Below are 21,767 nucleotides of genomic sequence, written 5' to 3' on the forward strand. Positions count from 1 at the left end.
TCCTTTTATTTGGCAGCTTCCTTCTCCGTCTTCCACTGCTCAACCACAACCGATTTCACCTCATCCCAGTTCATCGTTCCCTGGGCATATTCTAACAGGGCGCTTCCGAAATTGTCCTTAAATGTCTGGCTTGGGAATGTGGTAAATACCCATGGAATGTTGGTTTTATCGCTTTCCATAGACGCCAGCAAAAGCTGTGCCAGAGGATCGGTTGGTTTTTCATCCTCGCCGAATGTTGTAAATGGAGCGATATTGCCCAAACGGTTTGTCATATAATCTTTTCCTGTTTCAGAATTAATCAGCCAGTAAACAAAATCCAGAGAAGCCTTCTGGCTGGCCTCGGAAACCTGTTTATTGATACAGAAATAGTTTTCAGTTCCTGAACATAAGCCCTGATTCTCTTCATCCGGAAGTCCCATGTAAATTGGTAAGATTCCGATGTCTTCCGCTTTCACCACATTACCGGATACGTCTGCGATCTGTCCCCACGCCCAGTTGCCGTTCTGCACCATAGCAGCCTGGCCCAATGCAAATTCTGCCATGGAATCGTTTACACCTTTGCTTCCCAGCATTTTCGGATCTGTGGTGGAATTGTTGATGTAAAGATCGAAGATATTTTTAAAATTGTCTCCGTATGTAAATTCAATTTCAGCCAGGTCATCCACATTTTTATCTTTATATTCCTGGTAAACCGGAAGGTTTGCCGTGTGGGTCTGCCATCTCCATTCTTCTCCCGGAAGCAAAGAGGTGGATGCAAATACGCCTTTGATTCCCAGCTGGTCTTTCTTGGACTGCATATCTTCCACAACCGCTTTTAAAGTGTCAAAATTAATGATCTCATCCGTAGATTTGACAACGGCTCCGTCCATTTCAAAATACTTTTTCATGATGGCGTTGTTATAGATGATTCCGTATCCCTCGATTGCAAACGGCACGCCGTAAACACCGCCGTCATCTCCGGTGATCGCTAAGGACTGGTCGATCAAAGCTTTATAAAAATCGCTGTCTTTTAAATCCAGGCAGTAATCCTTCCAGGACTGATAGCCGATGGGGCCGTTGATCTGGAATAATGTGGGGGCGTCTGTTTTGGCGATTTCAGACTTTAACGTGGATTCGTAGTTTCCGCCTGCCGCAGTCACCACTTTCACCTCAACTCCTGTTTCCTCTTTATAAACCTTTGCAATCTCTTCCCAGACATCTGTAACTTCCGGTTTAAAGTTAAGATAGTAAACCTTTCCCACATTGTCGTTCTTTTTGTTCCCCGACGCACAGCCGCTGAGAACCGCTGCCGCCATAGCCGCGCAAAGGATTCCTTTTACTAAATTTTTTCTCATGACTTTCTCCTCCTGGATTTAATTTTTATTATGTAATTGTTCAGTGCCCTCACAATTACGGGCAAAAATCCTCTCTGAACAAGGCATTTCTCTTTCCGGTTACGTTACCGGAAACGTTTCCAAAAATGGCAATAAAACTTTTATTAAGCTGTGAACCTGAATCTGTCACGCTCTTTCTCTATCTGAAACTTCCCTCTTAAAATTTATCATATGCGATTACAACCGCCTGATAAGGATTCAGTATTAACCGTTGATTGTCCATCGTGAAATCCTCACAGTTATTGATGAGCAGCGTTTCTTTTCCCTTACAGCCCTCAATCGTTTCCAGACTTATCTCTCTGTCCCGGCCGTCGAAATTGCCGACCACCAGAATGTCCTGATCTTCTCCCCTTCTCACATATGCCATGATATCTTTTTCACCGGACAACACCGGTTCGGTCTTTCCATAGACAACCGTATTTTCGTAAACCGGATTTCTTCTCAGTGAGATCAGTGCACGGTAAATGGCATAAACGCTGTCCTTCCGTCCCATCTGTTCCTCTGCATTGATATCCGGATAATCAGGATTGACAGCCAGCCATGGACGCCCTTTGGTAAATCCGGCGTTGTCTTCGCCGTTCCACTGAAATGGGGTTCTCGCATTGTCCCGGCTGTAGTGGTTGATGATCTTCAATGCCTCTTCTTCACTGTACCCCACTTCCAGACAACGGCGGTATTCGTCCTTCGATCCCACATCATCCACCTCGTCTATGGACTTAAAAACCGTATTTTCCATTCCCAGCTCCTGTCCCTGATAGATAAAAGGAATGCCTTTCAGCATAAAATACATAACTGCCAAAAGTTTCTTTCCCCGTTCATTCCGGGCGCCATCTGGCAGGTAGTGGCTGACGCCTCTCGGCTCATCGTGATTTTCGATGATATTGGCCAGATATCCCACGCCTTCGCTCCGCCTCTGGCTTTCAAAACAGCACCTCTTGTAATCTTCCGGCGCCGGCTTTCTGCAGTCATACCATCCGAGCGGCGATTTGCCTTCCACGGTCTGACGGAAATCAAACATGGAGGAAAAATATCCGTTTTCCCCGATGAAATCAGGAAGCTCTTCTTCTTTTTCATTGAACACTTCACCTACAGTAAATGCGTCGTGAAGCTTAAATGTCCGGTCCCTCATCTCGCCTAAAAATTCGCCGATTCCCCTGGCGTCCGCAAGAACCTGCCCCATATCACACAATCCGTCTTCCCGGTCCGCCGGATAATCCCGAAACGGCAGCGGTTTCTTGATATTGATGATCGCATCGATCCGGAAACCTGCCAATCCCTTTTCCAGCCACCAGTTGATCATCCGGTAAATGGATTCGCGCAGCTTTGGATTCTCCCAATTGAGGTCCGGCTGCTTTTTATGAAATACATGCAGATAGTAATAATCCGTTCCGGGCACCTGCTCCCATACCGGGCCTCCGAAATAAGACCTCCAATTGCAGGGCAGTTTCCCATCCTTTGCCTTTTCCATGTAGAAAAACTTTCCGTACTCCCCGTCCGGATCTTCACACGCCTTTTTAAACCATTCATGCTCATCCGAACAGTGATTCACCACCAGATCCATCAGAACATGCATATCCCTTTTCTTCGCTTCTGCCAGCAAAGTATCCATGTCCTCCATGGTTCCGAACTGGGGATCTATCTGATAATAATCTGCGATATCATACCCCTGATCCGCGCATGGGGACAGATAAACAGGAGAAATCCACAGGATGTCGATGCCCAGTTCCTTCAGATAGTCCAGTTTTTCCATAATCCCTTTGATATCCCCGATTCCGTCTCCATTGGAATCATAAAAGCTTTTGGGATAAATCTGGTATGCGGTCTTATTATGCCACCATTTTTGTTCCATTGTATCCTCCTTTAAGGCTGCCAGTTCCAGCGGCCGTACCGCAGAGTAACAGCTCCTATATTTTCAACCGTTTTCTTGGACAACTGCCCCGGTATCAGACGCCATTTCCAGTTGGTTCCCACTGTAGAAGGCAGATTGATCCGCGCCTTATTGTCCAGTCCCAGGTAATCCTGAAGCGGAATGATGCAGATTCTGGCCTGACTGCGCATTACCAGGCTGATAAACGACTGGTTGAGCTCTTCATCAGGCGTGTAATAATCATTCAGATAGTCCCGGGCCAGTTTCTGTTCCTCCGGCTGAATGGAACGGTACCATCCGGCAATGGTTTCATTGTCATGGGTTCCCGTATAAACCACGCAGTTTTCCGGATAATTATGGGGAAGATAATCGCTGGCGCATCCCGAATCCCTGGCGTCAAATGCGAATTCCAGCACCTTCATTCCCGGATACCCGCTGTCTCTCACCAGCTGCCTTACCGAATCGGTCACATATCCCAGGTCCTCCGCGATAATCTCCTTCTCACCTAACTCGGACCTTACCTTGCGAAACAGCTCAATTCCCGGCCCCTGTTCCCAGTGGCCGGGGGCCGCAGTCGCCGCCCCCGCCGGAACGGAAAAATACTGGTCAAATCCCCGGAAATGATCGATCCGCACCACATCATACAGCCGGTAACAGTAAGAAAGCCGTTCCAGCCACCACCGGTATCCCGTATTCCTGTGATAATCCCACCGGTAAAGCGGATTTCCCCAAAGCTGTCCGGTGGCTGAAAATCCATCCGGCGGGCATCCCGCTACCGCAGTCGGAGCGTTGTCGCCGTCCAGCTGGAACAGTTCCGGATGCGCCCAGGTATCCGCGCTGTCCAAGGCCACATAGATGGGAATATCCCCGATTATCCGGATTCCCCGGCCGTTTGCATAAGCCTTCAATTTCTTCCACTGCTTCATAAATGTAAACTGGAGATATTCGTGGAACTCGATTTCAAAATACAGTTCCTTCCGGTAATAATCCAGGGCGTTCTGTCTCCTGAGCCGTATATCCTCCGGCCACTCTGTCCAGGCCTTTTCCTCAAATCTTGTTTTTACCGCCCGAAACAGCGCATAATCCTGCAGCCACCAGTTATTTTCCTCTTTAAACCGAACAAATTCCCCGTTTTCGGCAATCCGGCTCCGCTCATAGGCCTTGCGAAGCAGCGGATAGCGCGCCGCATATACCTTAGCATAATCCACGCTTTCAGGCGTTCTGCCGAAATCCGCCGCCCCGCATTCCTTCCGGCTCAGCACGCCTTCTTCTATCAGCTCTTCCAAACTGATGAAATAGGGATTTCCCGCAAATGTGGAAAATGACTGATAGGGTGAATCCCCGTAACTGGTAGGCCCTAACGGCAGAATCTGCCAATAGGACTGGCCCGCCAGTTTCAGCTGATCCACAAACTCATACGCTTCTTTAGAAAAGCATCCGATCCCATACCTGGAAGGCAGGCTGGAAACCGATAATAAAATTCCGCTTTCTCGTTTCATATTATTCCTCATTTCCATGCAGATTTTCCCGCATACCGGAATCCGCGGACACCGCTTTGCCTGATCCGCATTCTGCTGATATTCCAAAATGATCCGATACCACAGGATAACATTTCCCGTCAAACAGGACACGGGAACATTTAACCGGCATTTTCCGGTCCGCCCAGATGTAATCAATCCTCATGGCCCTTTTCTCTTTTTTATCCTTCCAGCCGTCAATGGAATGATCCACCGTATTGCCGCCGTCCTTTTCCTCTGCCAGCTCATAGGAATCCTGCCAGCCGGATTTTTTAATCAAATCATATCCTTCCCCCGGGATATGGGAAGGGGAATTAAAGTCTCCCATCAGCCACGACGGCGCTCCTTCTTGCGGTTTAACCAGGCCGGCGATCCGTTTCCACTGTTCATAAAACGGTTCCTCTTCATCCTGCCACCAGCCCATATGAACGCTGTAAAACTGCTGAGACCCCCGGTCTGTCATAGCTGTGATTCCCAGAATCTTTCTGGTCTTCCAGTTCCGGTAATCGTGGGTCTTTGTTATAAAAAACTGTCCGGTATCAAGAACCGGGAAACGGCAAAACAGCGCCAGGCCTTCATCGTATCTCTCATACCCGATTTTTGCCGAAACCCAGGTCCAGGAATAGGATACGCCCCGTTCCAACAGCATCTTCGCCGCCCGGTAACCGTGATTGTCTTCCCGTATCACGGCCTCTTCACAGTCATCTCCAAGCTCACAGGGAATATAGCCGGACCGTTCCAGAAGATCCACAGGCACAGGCGCCTTTGTCCTGGTCTGGTTTACCTCCTGAAGGGCGATCACATGGGGCATTTCCCGGCAGATTCCCTCGACGAACTGCTCCAGTTTCTCCTCGTAATGTTCTTCTTCCAGACTGTGCGTGTTTAATGTTATAAGCTTCATATCCGCTCCTATAAAATATCGTTGATATCCGATTTCATCACATCCGCCTTAGGACCGTAAACCGCCTGGATTCCCTGGTCCTTTTTAATCAGTCCCATGGCTCCTTCCGCCTTCCAGGCCGCCGCGTCCGCCACTTTAGCCACATCCTTAACCGTCACCCTAAGCCGCGTCATGCAGGCGTCCACCAGCACGATATTCTCTCTGCCTCCCAAAAGGCCGATAATCCGTTCCGCCTGGCCTCCGCCGCCGGTTACAGCAGCTTGGGAATCATTTTCGTCGGAACCGCTGTCATCGGTATAGTTGCCCAGACGCCCGGGCGTTGCAAAATGGAATTTTCCGATCATAAAATAGGCCACCGCATATCCCACCGCAAAGAACACGGCAACGCATATCACAAAGTTAATGATATCTCCGGTCAGCCCCGCTTTCACCGACATGGGAATACGGGTTAAAAACTCCAGATTTCCAAAGGAATGCAACCTCAGGTTGATAACACCTGCCAAAGCAAACGCGCATCCCTGTAAAACCGCATAGATCAGATACAAAGGCAGAGCGCAGAACATGAACATAAATTCCAGCGGCTCCGTAACGCCTGTCAAAAATACCGCCAGCACCGTTGAGATAAACATGGAACGGTATTTATGCTTTTTGTCCGCATCCACTCTGCGGTACATGGCAAGAGCGATTCCCAGAAGGAGGCCTGTGGCCCCGATCATCTGTCCCACCTTGAATCTGGCAGGCGTAACCGTGGTTAAAAGCTGCTGATATCCGGCCATATCGCCTGCATCTTTCAGATTAATCAAATCCGTGGCCCATGCCAGCCACAGCGGGTCCTGGCCGAACACCTGAGAGCCTGCATTCACTCCGCTTAAAATCGTATAAGTACCGCCGAAAGAAGTGTAATTCATCGGTATTGTCAGCATATGGTGAAGTCCGAACGGAAGCAGCAGCCTTTCCAGCGTTCCATAGACAAATGGAGCCAGCACAGGAGAGGTGTCGGATGAATTGGCAATCCAAACGCCGAAATCATTGATTCCGGTCTGAACCACCGGCCATACAAACGCCAGAACTACGGAGATAATCACGGACCAGAGAATTACCACCAGAGGAACGAACCGTTTTCCGTTGAAGAAAGCCAGCGCGTCGGGAAGCTTTCTGTAATTGTAATATTTGTTATAAATCACTCCGCCTGTAAATCCGGCTATGATTCCTACGAACACGCCCATATTAAGCGCCGGTGATCCCAACACCGAAGTAAAATAACCGTTTACCAGAATTTCCTGACCGAGTAAGGTATGGGTCACTGCCGCAGGATCGGCCAGATCAGCGCTGCTCACCCCGAAAAGCGCTCCTGTAATCACATTAATCAGAATAAATGCGATCACAGCCGCAAATGCTCCGCCCGCCTTTTCCTTAGCCCAGGAACCTCCGATGGCAACGGCAAACAGAATGTGCAGGTTATTGATAATCGCCCAGCCGATATTCTCCATGGTACTTCCCAGGGTGAGTATCATGCCGATATCCCCGCCGCTCATCTGCACCAGTTTGCCAATGCTGATCATCAATCCGGCCGCCGGCATCACGGCGATTACCGTCATAAGAACTTTTCCCAGCTTTTGAAGGAAGTCAAAATTGATAATGGATTTCTTATTGCGGGACGGTTTCCCATCCCCTTTGGATTCCGGCTCATTCTGCGTCTGGTGATCCGGTTCTTTTATTTCCTCCGCTTCTATAATGGAAACTACGGCGTCTTCCCCTGCCTTCACCGCGCCGGTTCTGCATTCCATCCTGCGCCCATCCAATCCTCCGCAGATGATTACCGGCGTGACCGGATTCACCTGCTTTTCCAGAAGCCCTTTTAAATCTGCCTCTGCAACCAGGTCTCCGGCTTTCACCTTGTCGCCAGGTTTAACATGGCAGGTAAAAAATTCCCCTTTCATGGAAACCGTCTCCAAACCGAAATGAACCATCACTTCAATTCCATCCTCTGAACGGAATCCGTATGCGTGCAGAGTTTCAGCCACGGAAACCACTTCCCCGTCCACCGGGCTCAGAATCTTTCCGTCCTCCGGTATAACAGCCGCCCCGTCCCCTATGATCTTCTGTGAAAATACCGGGTCCGGCACGTCTTCCATGGGAACCGCCGTTCCGGTCAGCGGTGACAGAATCCTGATTTTGCTCAACCCATCCTTCTTCTCTTTCATATCCTACCTCCTGGGAATCTCGTTGCATTGTTTGCGCAACCGCTTGCATTAAATATAGAATAGTTGCACTAACTTTTCAACTGTTATTTTAATATTTTAGCCTTTTCTACTTTTTACACAAAATACGCATTCCGTTTTTGTGCACTTTTTAATGCATTTAAGGCTGTTTCATGGCTTCTTTTTGCACGATTGTTGCATATTTTTATGCAAATACATTTGACAAAATTTGCATAAAAATATAAAATAAGAGTAACAAATGATTTTATTTAAGGAGATTATTATGCCCGTTACGATTAAAGATGTTGCCGCCCTTGCCGGCGTTTCGCCTTCTACAGTATCACGCACATGCAAAGACCATCCTTCTATCAGCAAGCAGACAAAAGATAAAGTGCGGTCTGCCATGGCAAAACTGGGCTATGAACCGAATTTCCAGGCCAGCAGTTTAGCCACACAGAATTCCCGCACCATCGGAATCATCCTGCCGCCGTCGGAAAAAGAGGCGTACCAGAATTCCTTTTATCTGGAAGTGATCCGCGGAATCAGCCAGTTCTGCAATCAGAAGCAGTACATCAACACGGTGATTACGGGCCAGAATGAGGAAGAGATTCTGCGCGCCATTAAAACCATGTCGAAAACCGGGCTGGCGGAAGGCTATATCGTATTATACTCCAAGGAACAGGACCCTGTCCTGGATTATCTCTATGAAGAGGGACTTTTATACGTATTGATCGGCAAAGCCTACCGCAATGTCAATCAGACGATCTACGTGGATAATGACAATGTGCTGGCCGGAAGAGAAGCCGCCGCTTACCTCCTGGGCCTGGGGCACAAACGGATCGCCTACCTGTCAGGGGATCACTCCCTCTTATTCAACAGCGACAGAAAGGCAGGATATATGCTGGCGCTGACGGAAAAGCAGATTCCATTTCTTCCGGAGTTCTGCGTGGAAGTGCCTGAGGTGTCGGAAGCGCAGAATCAGACCTTATACGAACTTTTAACCCGCAGCGACCGGCCAACCGCAGTTTTGGTCAGCGATGATATTCTGGCAATGGCTTTGGAAAAGATCTGCATCAGCCTGGGATTGTCCATACCGGACGATTTGTCCATCATTTCCTTCAATAATTCACTGTTTGCCCGGCTATCTTCACCGCCGCTGACATCCATGGACATCAATTCCTGCCAGCTGGGCATCGAGGCGGCTTCACAGATGATCAGCCATATCGAAAATCCCGATTTGATGGCCACTAAGATCATTGTGCCACATCATATGGTGGAGAGGGACAGCTGTGCAGAAAACAGTTCGTCCGGTCAGGTTTAGAGGGGAAGCCGGGATGAGAGAAGAAATGCCCGATGTAAAAGCAAGGATAACTTTAACAGGGCGGGACTTTGTATGCAGCGGATACCGGCCTGCCCACAGGATTGGAGATTATCTTACCACCGGAGTGCAGGAATACCGGAATGGGGAGACGTTAAAAAGGGGCGAAATGGCTGAAGGAGTTATCTATTTTCTTTCACCGGAGTATTATCCCCATTCATTAAAATGCGGAATGAAGATTTATTTTCAAGAGGGCGCACGGATTACGGGGTATGTGGAGATTTTGGAAATATATAATGAGATTTTAAGAGCATAACTTTATGTTGGCCTGCGCCCGGTCAGCGCGCGGCAAGTAAAGACAGGAGGAAGCGTCAAGATTCTTGGCGCTTCCTCCTGCCTTTGTTCATTTCCAGTTATTCTTTTATCTTTTTATATATGAAAACAACTAAATTCCAAAACGCTACAATTATCACAGCCAACGCTATATTAAATATCGGAAACATGAGATATTCGATTCCATTAAGAAAATGTTCCCAGCCGCCATAGGCTTGCGGAACAATCTGCAAGGCAATAATAATCCGCCCAAATATTAAATTCTCCACGCCCCATACAAGCAATACGGTTAAGGTATTCACCCATCCCGGAACGGAATCATAATGCACCTTTTTTTGAAAGATTAAATAAGCGATGGGAATGATAACAGGGAGAAAAAGGAGTGCTGTATAAAGCAGGATATCATTGGAAACTGTTTCCGAAAGATAATCTCCAAACACAAAAATTATCCAGCAAATGATCTGCGTCACTGTAACAATGCTTATGATCTTCATGGTTTCCTCTCCTTTCAAACGCCCGGTTTACTTTTTTAATTATATCATGGAGCTGTTGAAGTCACAATTTCCAAATAGGCAACTATCAAGTAAAAGGTGGAATATTTTGACATTTTATGACGCCTCAGAACAAGATTTTCCTTTTTTAGTTACGATGTCGTTAAGCATCATTTGAAACTATTTTCAACGCATTTTACGTGTGCTACCATCCTAGTACATCCTTCGTAAATTTGCCGAACGATGTACTAATGTAAAGGGAATACTCAGTGTTAAAAACAGGAGGGATTTATCCATGAGGAGAAAGTTAACAAAAATACTGGCCCTGGCATGCTGCGCTGCGCTCACATGCCTGTCAGTAAGCGGGTGTGCAAATACTCAGGAAAAGAGAACCATCCGGATTGGCCATAACCAATCCACCAATCATCCAACTCATATCGCGCTGACCGCTTTTCAGGACTTTATCAACGAAAAGCTGGGCGACAAATACGTAGTTGAAGTGTATCCAAGCGAACTGTTAGGTTCGCAGACCGACATGGTACAGCTGACGCAGACAGGCGCAATTGATTTCTGTGTTGCCAGCAACGCCATCTTGGAAACATTCAGTAAGAACTATGAAATCTTTAATCTGCCTTATCTTTTCGCAAGTCCTGACGCCTATCATCACGTTATGGACGACCCGGAAGTGACCGGACCGATCTTTGATTCCACGAAAAAAGCCGGATTTACAGCTGTAACCTGGCTGGATGCGGGCACAAGAAATTTCTATACCATCAATAAGCCGATTGAATCACCGGCCGATTTGAAGGGGCTGAAAATCCGTGTACAGCAGTCGCCCACCAATATTGAGATGATGAAGCTGTTAGGCGGTTCCGCCACGCCCATGGGATTCGGAGATGTATATACGGCCCTTCAATCCGGAATTATAGACGGTGCGGAAAATAATGAGATGGCTTTGACCGATAACGGCCATGGAGATATCTGCAAATATTACTCTTATGATATGCATCAGATGGTGCCTGATATTTTAATCGGAAACAATGCATTTATGGAAGGGCTGTCCGATGAAGACCGGGCCGTATTTGAAGAAGGTTTCCGCCTGGTGAACCAGGTTGAAAGGGAAGAATGGGTAAAGGCCGTGGACAACGCCAAAGACCGGGCTGCAAACGACCAGAACGTGAATTTCGTCTACCCGGACCAGAAACCATTTGTAGAAGCCTGCAAGCCGCTTCATGCCACGGTGCTGAGCAACAATCCGGCCCTGCAGCCAATCTATGATGCAATCCAGAAATATAACGCAGAATATCCTGCTGAAGCGGAATAGGGGGAAACAAAATGAAGCAGTTAAGAAATACATTGACTCATATATTAAACGGCCTTGCCGGAATCAGTTTCCTGGCTATGGTCATTCTGACCTGCTGGCAGGTGCTTACCAGATACATACTGCAGAATCCGTCGTCCTGGTCTGAGGAACTGGTTTCCTACTTATTTGCCTGGATGTCCCTTTTGGGCGCTAGTTTAATTACCAGCGAACGCGGCCATATGAACATTCCGGTAATCGTGGAGAAAATGCCGGAAACACTGAAAAAGGGATTTGCCGTATTTGCGGAAGTCGTTGCATTCGTATTTTCCGCTGTTATCCTCCTGTACGGAGGCGTGCAGATCACCAGCCTGGCAATGGGACAGATGACCTCTTCCCTGGGCGTTGCCATCGGCGTCTTCTATATCGTACTTCCTCTCAGCGGTATTCTGAATATGGTCTACACGGCCATGAATATCTATGACATTGTAAAAGGAAATATACCGGTATTACCAACCAGCGAAGAAGATGCCCTGGTGGAGAACCTTGAAAAGGAGGAAGCGTAAATTATGGCAATGCAGTCTTTAGCAATCATCATTATTGTTCTTGCAGTATTCCTGATCGCCGGAGTTCCCATCTCCTACGCAATCGGTATCTCTGCCCTGGCCGCCATTCTTCAGATGGTGTCCTTAGATGTTTCCGTGTTAACCGCAGCCCAAAGAACATTTGTGGGCATGAGCAAATTCAGCCTGACAGCGATTCCATTCTTTGTCCTGGCAGGAAATCTGATGAATCAAGGGGGGATTGCCAAGCGGCTGGTGGATTTCGTGCTGGCCATCTTAGGAAAACTTCCCGGCGCTCTTTTAGTAACCAACGTAGGAGCCAATGCTTTATTCGGCGCTATCTCAGGTTCCGCTTCCGCAGCGGCAGCCGCAGTCGGAAGCATGGTTCAGGAAGGCGAGGATAAACAGGGCTACGAACGGGCTGTCTGCGCAGCTACCAACGGGGCTTCCGCCCCATCCGGCCTCTTAATCCCGCCGTCCAATGCTCTCATCACCTATTCACTGGTTTCCGGCGGCACGTCGGTAGCCGCTCTGTTCTTAGCCGGCTATATTCCCGGCATTTTATGGGCCATCTGCTGCGTGGTTGTGGCGGTTATCATTGCCCGGAAAAAGGGTTATAAAGGAACTCCGGGAAAATTTGACTGGAAAACGCTGGGAACCGCTACATTAAAGGCAATTCCCGCCCTGTCCTTAATCGTTGTCGTTATCGGCGGAATTATCGCAGGCGTATTCACCGCAACCGAAGGTTCGGCCATCGCCGTTGTATACGCACTGATTCTGGGCATCTGCTACCGCAATATCACGGTAAAAAGCTTTTGGAAGATTCTGGTGGACAGCGCCAAGATGAGCGGCATGATCGTATTCCTGATCGGCGTATCCAATATCCTTGGATGGGTTATGGCATTTACACAGATTCCGCAGGCGATCTCCGCAGGGCTTTTGGGGCTGACCAACAGTCCGGTTATCATCCTGCTGATCATGAATGTGATTTTGCTAATCGCCGGAACATTTATGGATGTAACTCCTGCAATTTTAATTTTCACTCCATTGTTCCTGCCGATTGTTAAGACATTTGGCATGCATCCGGTTCATTTTGGCCTGATCCTGGTTTATAACCTCTGTATCGGTAATATCACTCCTCCAGTGGGGAATACGCTGTTTGTGGCGATTAAGGTTGGAAAGACTTCGCTGGCTAAAGTTATGCCTTATATGCTGATGTTTTATGCGTCCATTTTGGTGGGGTTGATTCTGGTAACTTATATACCGGCTGTTAGCATGGCTTTGCCTACTATGGCGGGGCTGATTAAATAAAAAGGGGTGTAATACGGTATCACTGACGTTTAGGCAGGCATTGGTACAGATTATTACGCAAAACTGAAAAACAGCAGTATTCCGCTCATTCATTGCGGAATACTGCTGTTTTTTCAAATGCTTTTTTCACTTCATAGTAGACGTCCTGAAAGGACAGCCTCTCGTTTTCACAGATCCTTTTCACACTCTCATATTCCGGATAACAGCGGACGTTCTCCCCTTTTCGCACCATCTTCACCTCAGCGCGCCCATACTTGGTGTCAATTTCTGTTCTTTCTCGCTCCAATCTCGTCGTCTGAACCGGATATTTGCGTATGCCCAGCGTGGTTGTATGTTCGAAGATGATGTCTTCCAAGCGGCTGACTAGTTTTTGAGTACAGATAACCTTCAGAAGATATGCCGGCCGGTTTTTCTTCATAAAAACCGGACAATAACATGCGTCATTCGCCCCTTCATTCATCAGTTTTTCCATCACATATCCAAGGGCCTCTCCGCTGCAATCATCCATATTCGTCTCAAGTACCCAGATTTCCTCCCCGTTTTCCCATGAACTGCTGTTTTGCACCTTTTTTATCCTTCCCTAACTGCGGCCGGTGTTTTGGCTGTTTTTCCATCTGCCAGAATGCCCACAGCCACTCCGCCCACTAAAGACCAGAATGCTGAACCGATTCCCAAGATTGTGATTCCGCTCATGCCTATGACAAAAGCTGCAAATGCACCTGTTTTATACATTCCAGAGCCGAAAGCATCTTTCAGAGCGTTAATCAGAATATTAATCATTGCCAATCCGGCCAGCAGTGAAACCAACGCGCTGGGCAGCCCGGCAACGATGCCGAGAGCATAACTTGCCAGGACTCCGAATACAATCAATCCGATTCCATTTAAAACTGCGCCGCCGTAACGATATTCCTTTGGTCCATTGCCGTCCGCTGCAATGATTGCTGTCATAGGGCCTGCGATATTGGCATTGTGCCCTCCAAAAAAGGACGTTACGATTCCGCCGATTCCGGATGCAATGGTCATTGCATTGATGGGCACTTTATATCCGGCTCCCTTTAACACGCCTATGGCCTGGGCATTTTCGGCCCCGATTACCAAAACAGCCAGAGGGATTGATACCGACATGATCGTTCCCGGATTCAGCTTAGGCATGATTAACATTGGGCCCGCCAAACCGTAGTCCGACACTTCAAAATGAAACTGCCCCCGAACTACAGCAGCAAGAATGCCAAAAAGCAAAGATCCAAGAACCGGAGGGATTTTCTTAGTAATCAATGGAGTGATTAAAAACGCGCAGATACAGACAGCGCCGACCACAATATCGGCTTTCGCATTTAAAACAATCCCGGTACCGTATTTCATGAATACTCCGGCTATCATTCCCATAACAATGGGCAAAGGAATCCAATCCATAATTTTCTTCACCCATCCCGTTATTCCGAGCAGAAATACAAGGATACCTGCGATCAGAAATGCTCCTGCCGCCTCATTAAAGCTGTATCCCGAGATAGCCTGTCCCACCATCGCAACTCCCGGAATTGACCATGCCCCTACGATCGGCATCTTATAATATAATCCCAGGAAAAAGCTTAACAGGCCTCCTGCGATGTAAACGGTAGACACCCAGGATAATGTCTGCGCCTGAGTAAATCCGGCATTCTGCCCCGCCTGAAATGCCAGAATTGCCGGGCCGGTATAGGCAAATGCCAATGCCACCAGCGCTCCGCCGATGGTTCCCGGGTTAACCGCCTTTTTAAAATCCCTGATTCCTGATTTAAATCCTGGCCCCTGCTCAATCATATTCAATCGTTTTCCTTCCAAATGTAACCCCTCCTTTCTCAAATCAAAGATAATCTTCTCTGATCGGTGAAAATACATCCATATTCACAACTCTCTGCTCCCCGATTACCGACAAATCATGATGTGCATTCGGCGGAATTCTAACCATATCTCCTGGCTTCATCACCTTTTTTTCCTCGCCAACCGTCACCTCGCATTCCCCTTCCAATATACAAAGAAGCTGCTCATGAGGATGGGAATGAGGGAACGGCGGGAAACCGGGTTCAATTGTATTTAATACCAGCATTACGTTCTCGCCGGAAAATACCTGGCGGACAGCTGTTTCATGAAACGGCTTTTTTTCAATGTTCTTCCAGTTTGCAATTTCCATCAAATTCTTCTCCCTTCTTTAAACCATATTTCTCTGCGCCAGCCACTTTGGCATTAATTCTTCGTCCACTTTTTTGCGCACAGCCGGCACCCGTTCTAACAGAAACTCTCTCAGTTCCCTGCTCATGTTGATTCCGCCTACAGCCCCGTCAAAGGCCACAAGATTTCTGCAGCCGCTCATCTTCATGGTCAGATTCACCGCGGTAAGCAGGTCGGGCGCGATCAGAGAATCTTTGGTATAACCTGCATTTTGTTCATCCAGGTCAAATACCGCTTTTAACTTTTCCCCTACAATGATGGACGGTATCTGGGCCGAAAAGAAGCCGCCGGGATAGCCTTTGCAGGAATAGTTATTGATCATCGCCTTTAACGCACCGCTCACCTTTGGCACCTCTTCCACGTTTGTCTTCCCGTGCTCGTCGTAACACTGTTCCGTGTAAAATGAATAGGGCGTGACCGGGTGGTCCAGATCAAACGGATCGGTTCCGATCTGTAAAAAGGCGGCGAAAATCAATCCTCCGGCGGATACATAGGATAAGGGCGCATGACAGTCCAGAACGGCGATGCATCCGGTATCCTCCAACTCGTTCAGCAGTGTGATCAGTTTTCCGTATTCCTCCAGCATTTTTCTCGTGGATCTCTCATTTAACCGGAACAGGTCATTGTCCGCGTCCACGCCCATAATCCCGTTGGGAGACACCTTTAACATAACGGAAAACAGCATCTTTTCCTGAACAAAATCGGATTCATAGATTGAACGGGCCACAAAATTCCCTCCGCGGGGGCCTAAGTTGTAATGATAAGTGGAACGCGTTTCAATTCTCGCATAGGACATGCCAAATGGTTTCATAATCCGGTCGATTACCCGGTGGAAATGCAGTTCCCGGACATCCGTATTATGTACATGGATAATCCATTTTGCATCGTAAACATCGCTCAGTCCGTAAAGGGTTCCTATCTTAGTCTGTATGGGGACGCCCTTCATCAATGGGGTGACGTTTTTCGCCTTGCCGTGAAAATATTCGTCCAGCTTGAACTTCTTAATAAACAGTTCGCTTTCCCTGTAGCGCAGCCCATTGCCGGCCCTCAGGCGGATATCCTTTGTTCCGGTTCTCTTTTCCACCTCATCCCTGATCGTGCGCAGAAGCTCTGCATAAGGTTCCCCTCCTGCCAGGGTGAAGCCGTGGTGTGATGCCAGAATGTTAACGCTGTCTCCGGGGTTTACTTTTGAAAAATCAACTCCGGCCAATGCGTTTTCAGCGGCTTTTCGGATGGATTCTTTGGTGAGGGGAATCGCGTCCTCCAATTCGGGAAATAATTCTTTCATCTTGACGGAAGTCATTTCCGGCAGGTCCACAGCCCTCATGGCAATGTCTTCCGGAGCAATCGTATATGGAGATCTGATCGGCGCTGCCGGAGCTATTGTACTGTTATTCATATCCACTCCCCCTTTCCAATCCTTTTTCCACACATTTTTCGCAAAATTCTATGTCATCTTTAAAATGGTATTTCCCGTCATATTCCTCTTTTACCGCTTCATCCATGGTCCACAGCGTCGAAGTCAGGCCATACCACTGATAACCAGGCGCCTCTCCCGGATCAATTCCCGCAGCATTCAGCATGCGCAGTGGTGTTTCAGCGCAGCAGCATTTACAGCCGGTCCGAATACCGGTCATTCTTGCCAGATCGATGGGCGTTTTGGCCCCCGCTAAAATGGCCGCGGCAACTTCTTCCGCCTTTGTTCTGGTGCAGACGCAGATTTCCATTTTCGGATAAAAATGAGCCTTCAGGCAAAGCTCTTCTATTGCCTTGTCCTCAAATTTTGACGGATCACAGAATATGGTTCTGGGATTCTCAAGGGCTTCCATCTTCACAGCATCTTTCGGGCAATGTTCCACACAGGAAGAGCAGCCCACACAATGTTCCTCCTCCAACACCGGTTTTTTATTCACAAACCGAATGGCGTCCGCCGGGCATACTTTCGAACACACCGTGCATCCAATACATTTCTCTTCGTCAAATACGGCTTTTGTCTTAATTACTTTCATGTTCCCCACCTCTCCTATCATGTTCCAACACATGTTCATGCTTCCATCCGCCTTTTATCTTCTGACGCAATACTTCTGCTATTTCCTGAGCTGTCTTGTATTTATTAAATCCTCCGTCTAAATTGGCCAGCAGCACATCCATAGCCAGCCTCACTTCATCGTTGGGCCCCGGCAGAGATATAATTCTGGCATTCCCGCACTCTCCTACCGCAATCCTGATCCCATCCTTTACGTGCCGCCCGGTCCCTTTCTGATATTTCACCAGCCATGGCGAGGCGGCAAATGGGTCTAAACTGGTCACAGCTTCTACAGTAAAATCTTTATCCTCCGCGCCAACTCCCCCGGTGGTAATGATCAGCGAATATCCGTCTTCCATGGCCTCCTGCAGGGCTTTGCAGATTTCCTCACAGTTATCTGATATTGGCGGTTTAATCACAGTATCATATCCTTTTTCCGCAAGCAGTTTAGCTATATAGGGAGAATTGGTATCTTTTATCATGCCGTCCTGAACCTCAAAGCCGGTAGGAAATATGCACGCCCTCTTTTCAAATGCCTCCCGAACCGTTTTGCCCAATTCATATGTATGATTCAGCACTTCATCCACATCTTCCGGTTCCAGGGCGATCAGCCCAAGCACCCCGTTGGAATGGATCATCGACCGGTCTGACAGAGTAAAACCATCCACCTCCTTTAGCGCTTCCAGAATAGCCTTTTCTTTTCCTGCTATCTGCCTTGCATCCACAGTCTTTTTAAGGATATCAAGCGTTATGTGATTCGGGCGCACATCGACCACAAGAACATTTTCCCTCTCCATGTTCAGAACATCGGCGATCTTTTTTGCAACTTCGTTTAAGTCTACGTGGTCAATTACGATATTTTAGATCATATCGACGCCTGTTTCGCAGAGGGACGGAATATGGCTGATTCTTACATTTCCTGCAAATGCGATTTGCACTTTATCTCTTGCTCCCAGGCCGTCTACCGCTTTTATAACCACCTCAATATCTCTCACATCACCCGTGTCGATCATTAATATGGAAGCGCCATGGGTGCATGCGCTGACTGTTTCCTGTTCCAGCGTCCCCTGCTCGTTTCTTAGCTGGACGGCCACGGTGTAATTTTTGAACTTTTTCGCAGCCTCCAAGGCGGCCTCTATGCTCCCGAACATGCGGATATAGTTTTTATCCAGATACACAAATGGCGGATCAGCGATTCTGATTTTAACGCCGGCCTGTAAGACCGCATGTTTTAAAGATGGCCTCACTTCCATCGGCATCTTTTTAAAGGAGCCGCAGACAATCTCAGCTCTCCCTTGTGCCAGTTCCACCGCCTGTTTCGCTGCGGTGGAAGCTCCGGAAGCCTTGGAAATAATCCCTATAATGCGGTCCTCAGCCAAAGCTGTCTGCTTGGGCGTTCCGCGAAGCATCATAATCGTCTCATTAGCATGAAGGACCATTCCATCCCTGACATTGGATACCGCCTCAAGACCAAGCTCCCGGGCCGCCTCCACCGCCTCTGCTACCCCGTATATCATGCCTTCCCTGGTATTGGATACCGCCGACGTAACCACAAAGTCCGCTATGTTTTCAAAAATAATATCGCGAATATCTGTAACGGTTTCTCTCTTTTCCATCTGCTTCTCCTGTCTAATTCCTGATTATCTCGTCACATTCCTGTAAATGCTGGCGCATGCTGGTTCTCGCGGCTTTCGTATCCCTGCTCTTTATGGCATTTACCACCCTGGCAAGCTGAGGGATCGCTATATTTTCCGCAACTTCAAGGGTGCAGCACCTTGGATAGAACTTAACAATTACGGTACTGATATCCCTTATAAGCTGGTACAGCATCTGGTTTGCGGACGCCTTGGCTATCAGAAAATGGAATTTCACATCCAGATCGATATATTCTTCAATCTGTATTCCGGGTTTGCGCATCAGCCAGACAATATTTTCCATCTCTTTGATCTGTTCCGGTTCTGCATTGGCCGCCGCCGCCCCTGCCGCTTCTGTTTCCAGCAGTATTCTCACACTCATGATCTCGCTCTGTTTGATCGTATTTAACTGAATCATGATACAGAGCGGATCAACGAAACATCCGCGAACCTTTTCCACTATGTAAGTTCCGCCGTTCCGCTTCTCCACGATTTTGGACGCTTCCAGCCCTTTGATCGCCTCCCGGACCGTCGTTCTGCTGACCGCAAGCATCTCGGCCAGTTCCCCTTCCGTAGGAAGTTTATCTCCGGCATGCATTTTAGAAAATATCATTTCTTCTATGGCGTCTTTTACTTTTTGAGAAACTTTTGTCTTATTCGATGCGTTCACAATTTTAATTCCCTTTCACTTCTTTTACGAGAGCTTTAAACAGCTTTATAAATTCCACTGCGTCAATGCTTAAAGCCACGCCTGCAAATCCATCCGCCAGATTTTTCTTAGCGGCCGCAATATCCGGTGAAAAACTAATTGCCGGTTTTCCGGCCGCTTTGCACGCTTCCAGAATGCGGGAACGGGCCTTTAAAAAGTCGGGATGTGTAAACTGGCCTGAAATCCCCATATCGGTGGATAGATCATATGGCCCTAAGAAAATGCCGTCGATATCGGGAACCTGCATGACTTCCTCTATGTGATTTAACAGTCCTACCGTCTCGCACTGGGGAATTATCAGAACATCTTCGTTAACCTCTTCATAAAACTCATTTAAACGGCCTGCGCTTTTCTGAGCCCATCCTGAATTTCTCGCATAAGGAAAACAATGCTTTCCTTTCGGGGACAGTCTTCCTTGTTCAACCAGCAGTTCGATCTCCTCCATCGTTTCCATGCATGGAACGATAATGCCTTTTGCACCGCAATTGATCATTCTGTGCAGGGATGGACGGGTATAATCCGGCACCCGGACTACCGGGGTGATTCCGCTCACTTCCGCGGCCCGGATGTAATCCATGGTATCCTGGACGCTGAAAGGGCCATGCTCCGTATCAATCACCACGAAGTCCAAACCGGCCAGGCCGAGGCACTCAATAGAGGTTCCGCCGCCTAATTGAGCAACAGTTCCTACTACGGGTTCCCCTCGCTGAATCTTCTCTTTTAATTTGTTTGCCATCTTTTTTCCTCCTGAAATTATATATTTGAAATTTTTATTTCTTCATTTTTCAGTTTCTTTTTCAGTGGTTCTAATAATTAATTTCATATTTCTCAGGTGCAGATTTTAAGGAACATGGCATTTTACGGGGTGATTCTTTCTTTTATATGCGTGTATGCCTATGAATCTGCTATAATTCAGTTCTAATTTGTATACCTTTTGTCTTTATTATATTTATTTTGTAATACAATTTATATTTTATAATTTCATTTATAATACTTTATATCCGTATATTACAATAATACATTTCTTTTGTCAATATTTCTTTCTCGTTTTTCTTTATTTTATATTACTTTTATAGCATATAAATTATAATTGTATTATATTTTTTCTTCATCTTTCTGTTTAATTACTACATTTTTATTCTTGATAAGATAAAAATCATATATTATAATAAATTCATGTCGATATAGGTTAATCTTATAGTACTGTATTTTTTTCAGGTTCTTTATTGGAAAATTATGGTATCATATGCCACGGCATCGCATCATTCGGCATTGCCGTTTCGTTTTCGTGAAGCCGTATTCTTATGATGCGAAGCTATCATTTATATTTGGAGGGAATCATGACATCTAAAATTAAGGTATCAGATAAATTGAAAGAAGAAATGCGCAAAATGATTTTGGAGAAGATGAGGCCGGGAGACAAATTGCCGACAGAGTCTGAATTATGCACTCTGTTTGACGCCAGCCGTACATCCGTGCGGGAAGCCCTGCAGGCGCTCAGGTCTTCCGGCATTCTTGAAAAGAGAGGCGGGGGCACATATGTGACCGACACATTTGATGAAGGCTTAATCAGCCCTCTGGTGGCAATGCTTCAGCTCAATCTGGCTGAAGTGGACGATCTGCTGGAGATCAGACGCATCTTAGAGTCGGAAACGGCCGGCCTGGCAGCACAGCGAGCCACTGAAAAAGATATCCGGGAATTGGAAAATATTGTCTGGCTGGTGCAGAAACCGGACATTACGCTGGAAGAATTTATAGATTTAGATGTGAAATTTCATATGGCGGTTGCAAATGCCAGCGGGAATGCAGGGTTGCAGATACTCATCAAGAATATAACCTCTGCACTAGAAAAGGTTTATCCACGGTTTTGTACGCTGGAAATCGCCGAAAATTCTGCAATCCCGTTACAGCGTGAAATAGTACATGCAATTTCACATCATGATTCGGAAACCGCAAAACAAAAAATGGCTCAGCACTTGCTGGAAAGTGCGGCCACGATAAAAAAATAGTGATAA

General features: G+C 47.3%; 21 protein-coding genes. 6 read left to right on the forward strand and 15 right to left on the reverse strand.

What is annotated here, in order from left to right:
• Positions 1 to 5 precede the first annotated feature (5 nt).
• From C0033_RS16095 to C0033_RS16115, 5 genes are all read right to left on the reverse strand, one after another.
• Entirely contained in the window at positions 6 to 1,334 is a 1,329-nt protein-coding gene (locus C0033_RS16095) for an ABC transporter substrate-binding protein (RefSeq protein WP_103228911.1), read from the reverse strand.
• A gap of 196 nt (positions 1,335 to 1,530) precedes the next feature.
• Positions 1,531 to 3,222 carry an alpha-glucosidase gene (locus C0033_RS16100; RefSeq protein WP_103228912.1) on the reverse strand — a complete coding sequence of 564 codons (1,692 nt, stop codon included), beginning with the start codon at positions 3,220 to 3,222 and terminating at the stop codon, positions 1,531 to 1,533.
• Positions 3,223 to 3,233: 11 nt separating this feature from the next.
• Positions 3,234 to 4,751, reverse strand: a complete 1,518-nt coding sequence (gene malQ / locus C0033_RS16105; protein ID WP_242984524.1) for a 4-alpha-glucanotransferase — start codon at positions 4,749 to 4,751, stop codon at positions 3,234 to 3,236.
• Positions 4,741 to 5,658 carry an endonuclease/exonuclease/phosphatase family protein gene (locus tag C0033_RS16110; protein WP_103228914.1) on the reverse strand — a complete coding sequence of 306 codons (918 nt, stop codon included), beginning with the start codon at positions 5,656 to 5,658 and terminating at the stop codon, positions 4,741 to 4,743. Before C0033_RS16110 ends, malQ begins: the two co-directional genes overlap by 11 nt.
• 8 nt (positions 5,659 to 5,666) lie before the next feature.
• The gene (locus C0033_RS16115; RefSeq protein WP_103228915.1) at positions 5,667 to 7,862 is read right to left on the reverse strand and encodes a PTS transporter subunit IIBC; all 2,196 of its coding nucleotides are present in this window, start codon (positions 7,860 to 7,862) and stop codon (positions 5,667 to 5,669) included.
• A gap of 280 nt (positions 7,863 to 8,142) precedes the next feature.
• Here C0033_RS16115 and C0033_RS16120 point away from each other — a divergent pair, with 280 nt between their 5' ends.
• Together C0033_RS16120 and C0033_RS16125 are read left to right on the forward strand one after the other, a co-directional pair.
• Complete coding sequence (locus tag C0033_RS16120; protein ID WP_103228916.1) at positions 8,143 to 9,180, forward strand: LacI family DNA-binding transcriptional regulator; 1,038 nt, start codon at positions 8,143 to 8,145, stop codon at positions 9,178 to 9,180.
• Between the two features lie 13 nt (positions 9,181 to 9,193).
• Positions 9,194 to 9,493, forward strand: a complete 300-nt coding sequence (locus C0033_RS16125; protein ID WP_103228917.1) for a hypothetical protein — start codon at positions 9,194 to 9,196, stop codon at positions 9,491 to 9,493.
• 97 nt (positions 9,494 to 9,590) lie between these two features.
• Here the strand turns inward: C0033_RS16125 and C0033_RS16130 are convergent, their stop codons facing one another.
• Positions 9,591 to 10,004, reverse strand: coding sequence for a hypothetical protein (locus C0033_RS16130; RefSeq protein ID WP_103228918.1), 414 nt, complete (start codon positions 10,002 to 10,004; stop codon positions 9,591 to 9,593).
• 292 nt (positions 10,005 to 10,296) lie between these two features.
• On the opposite strand from C0033_RS16130, the gene C0033_RS16135 reads away from it, so the two are divergent.
• Genes C0033_RS16135 through C0033_RS16145 form a run of 3 tightly spaced genes read left to right on the forward strand, consistent with a single transcriptional unit; the run spans position 10,297 to position 13,175 of the window.
• Positions 10,297 to 11,325, forward strand: a complete 1,029-nt coding sequence (locus C0033_RS16135; RefSeq protein WP_103228919.1) for a TRAP transporter substrate-binding protein — start codon at positions 10,297 to 10,299, stop codon at positions 11,323 to 11,325.
• 11 nt (positions 11,326 to 11,336) lie between these two features.
• Positions 11,337 to 11,867 (forward strand): TRAP transporter small permease, encoded by a 531-nt coding sequence (locus C0033_RS16140; RefSeq protein WP_103228920.1) that lies wholly within the window; start codon positions 11,337 to 11,339, stop codon positions 11,865 to 11,867.
• 3 nt (positions 11,868 to 11,870) lie between these two features.
• Positions 11,871 to 13,175, forward strand: coding sequence for a TRAP transporter large permease (locus C0033_RS16145; protein WP_103228921.1), 1,305 nt, complete (start codon positions 11,871 to 11,873; stop codon positions 13,173 to 13,175).
• A gap of 85 nt (positions 13,176 to 13,260) precedes the next feature.
• Here the strand turns inward: C0033_RS16145 and larC are convergent, their stop codons facing one another.
• The 9 genes from larC to C0033_RS16190 form a co-directional block, all read right to left on the reverse strand.
• On the reverse strand, positions 13,261 to 13,740 hold the full coding sequence (gene larC, locus C0033_RS16150; RefSeq protein ID WP_103228922.1) for a nickel insertion protein: 480 nt from the start codon (positions 13,738 to 13,740) through the stop codon (positions 13,261 to 13,263).
• A 5-nt stretch (positions 13,741 to 13,745) separates the two neighbouring features.
• Positions 13,746 to 14,996: a benzoate/H(+) symporter BenE family transporter gene (locus C0033_RS16155; RefSeq protein ID WP_242984522.1), complete on the reverse strand. Its 1,251-nt coding sequence runs from the start codon at positions 14,994 to 14,996 to the stop codon at positions 13,746 to 13,748.
• Positions 14,997 to 15,018: 22 nt separating this feature from the next.
• A complete protein-coding gene (locus C0033_RS16160; RefSeq protein WP_103228923.1) occupies positions 15,019 to 15,345 on the reverse strand; it encodes a cupin domain-containing protein in 327 nt (108 codons plus the stop codon).
• Between the two features lie 18 nt (positions 15,346 to 15,363).
• A complete protein-coding gene (locus C0033_RS16165) occupies positions 15,364 to 16,782 on the reverse strand; it encodes a hypothetical protein (RefSeq protein ID WP_103228924.1) in 1,419 nt (472 codons plus the stop codon).
• Entirely contained in the window at positions 16,775 to 17,392 is a 618-nt protein-coding gene (locus C0033_RS16170) for a (2Fe-2S)-binding protein (RefSeq protein WP_180994771.1), read from the reverse strand. Before C0033_RS16170 ends, C0033_RS16165 begins: the two co-directional genes overlap by 8 nt.
• Positions 17,379 to 18,206 carry a molybdopterin-binding protein gene (locus C0033_RS16175; protein WP_103228926.1) on the reverse strand — a complete coding sequence of 276 codons (828 nt, stop codon included), beginning with the start codon at positions 18,204 to 18,206 and terminating at the stop codon, positions 17,379 to 17,381. The genes C0033_RS16170 and C0033_RS16175 overlap by 14 nt, the downstream gene beginning before the upstream one ends.
• Before the next feature lie 63 nt (positions 18,207 to 18,269).
• Entirely contained in the window at positions 18,270 to 19,025 is a 756-nt protein-coding gene (locus C0033_RS16180) for a quinolinate phosphoribosyl transferase (RefSeq protein ID WP_103228927.1), read from the reverse strand.
• 13 nt (positions 19,026 to 19,038) lie between these two features.
• Entirely contained in the window at positions 19,039 to 19,713 is a 675-nt protein-coding gene (locus C0033_RS16185; RefSeq protein ID WP_103228928.1) for an FCD domain-containing protein, read from the reverse strand.
• A 4-nt stretch (positions 19,714 to 19,717) separates the two neighbouring features.
• On the reverse strand, positions 19,718 to 20,488 hold the full coding sequence (locus tag C0033_RS16190; RefSeq protein ID WP_103228929.1) for an aldolase/citrate lyase family protein: 771 nt from the start codon (positions 20,486 to 20,488) through the stop codon (positions 19,718 to 19,720).
• 604 nt (positions 20,489 to 21,092) lie between these two features.
• Between C0033_RS16190 and C0033_RS16195 the strand changes: the two genes are divergently transcribed.
• On the forward strand, positions 21,093 to 21,761 hold the full coding sequence (locus C0033_RS16195) for a FadR/GntR family transcriptional regulator (protein WP_180994772.1): 669 nt from the start codon (positions 21,093 to 21,095) through the stop codon (positions 21,759 to 21,761).
• The last annotated feature ends 6 nt before the right edge of the window (positions 21,762 to 21,767 follow it).

Origin of the sequence: Clostridium sp. chh4-2, assembly GCF_002899675.1 — a bacterium.
Classification (GTDB): domain Bacteria; phylum Bacillota; class Clostridia; order Lachnospirales; family Lachnospiraceae; genus CHH4-2.

What these genes read in the sequence shown, in the direction of transcription:
- C0033_RS16095 (WP_103228911.1), bottom strand. Translation starts at nt 1,334, where the DNA reads ATGAGAAAAAATTTAGTAAAAGGAATCCTTTGCGCGGCTATGGCGGCA.
- C0033_RS16100 (WP_103228912.1), bottom strand. Translation starts at nt 3,222, where the DNA reads ATGGAACAAAAATGGTGGCATAATAAGACCGCATACCAGATTTATCCC.
- malQ (WP_242984524.1), bottom strand. Translation starts at nt 4,751, where the DNA reads ATGAGGAATAATATGAAACGAGAAAGCGGAATTTTATTATCGGTTTCC.
- C0033_RS16110 (WP_103228914.1), bottom strand. Translation starts at nt 5,658, where the DNA reads ATGAAGCTTATAACATTAAACACGCACAGTCTGGAAGAAGAACATTAC.
- C0033_RS16115 (WP_103228915.1), bottom strand. Translation starts at nt 7,862, where the DNA reads ATGAAAGAGAAGAAGGATGGGTTGAGCAAAATCAGGATTCTGTCACCG.
- C0033_RS16120 (WP_103228916.1), top strand. Translation starts at nt 8,143, where the DNA reads ATGCCCGTTACGATTAAAGATGTTGCCGCCCTTGCCGGCGTTTCGCCT.
- C0033_RS16125 (WP_103228917.1), top strand. Translation starts at nt 9,194, where the DNA reads ATGAGAGAAGAAATGCCCGATGTAAAAGCAAGGATAACTTTAACAGGG.
- C0033_RS16130 (WP_103228918.1), bottom strand. Translation starts at nt 10,004, where the DNA reads ATGAAGATCATAAGCATTGTTACAGTGACGCAGATCATTTGCTGGATA.
- C0033_RS16135 (WP_103228919.1), top strand. Translation starts at nt 10,297, where the DNA reads ATGAGGAGAAAGTTAACAAAAATACTGGCCCTGGCATGCTGCGCTGCG.
- C0033_RS16140 (WP_103228920.1), top strand. Translation starts at nt 11,337, where the DNA reads ATGAAGCAGTTAAGAAATACATTGACTCATATATTAAACGGCCTTGCC.
- C0033_RS16145 (WP_103228921.1), top strand. Translation starts at nt 11,871, where the DNA reads ATGGCAATGCAGTCTTTAGCAATCATCATTATTGTTCTTGCAGTATTC.
- C0033_RS16160 (WP_103228923.1), bottom strand. Translation starts at nt 15,345, where the DNA reads ATGGAAATTGCAAACTGGAAGAACATTGAAAAAAAGCCGTTTCATGAA.
- C0033_RS16165 (WP_103228924.1), bottom strand. Translation starts at nt 16,782, where the DNA reads ATGAATAACAGTACAATAGCTCCGGCAGCGCCGATCAGATCTCCATAT.
- C0033_RS16170 (WP_180994771.1), bottom strand. Translation starts at nt 17,392, where the DNA reads ATGAAAGTAATTAAGACAAAAGCCGTATTTGACGAAGAGAAATGTATT.
- C0033_RS16175 (WP_103228926.1), bottom strand. Translation starts at nt 18,206, where the DNA reads ATGGAGAGGGAAAATGTTCTTGTGGTCGATGTGCGCCCGAATCACATA.
- C0033_RS16180 (WP_103228927.1), bottom strand. Translation starts at nt 19,025, where the DNA reads ATGGAAAAGAGAGAAACCGTTACAGATATTCGCGATATTATTTTTGAA.
- C0033_RS16190 (WP_103228929.1), bottom strand. Translation starts at nt 20,488, where the DNA reads ATGGCAAACAAATTAAAAGAGAAGATTCAGCGAGGGGAACCCGTAGTA.
- C0033_RS16195 (WP_180994772.1), top strand. Translation starts at nt 21,093, where the DNA reads ATGACATCTAAAATTAAGGTATCAGATAAATTGAAAGAAGAAATGCGC.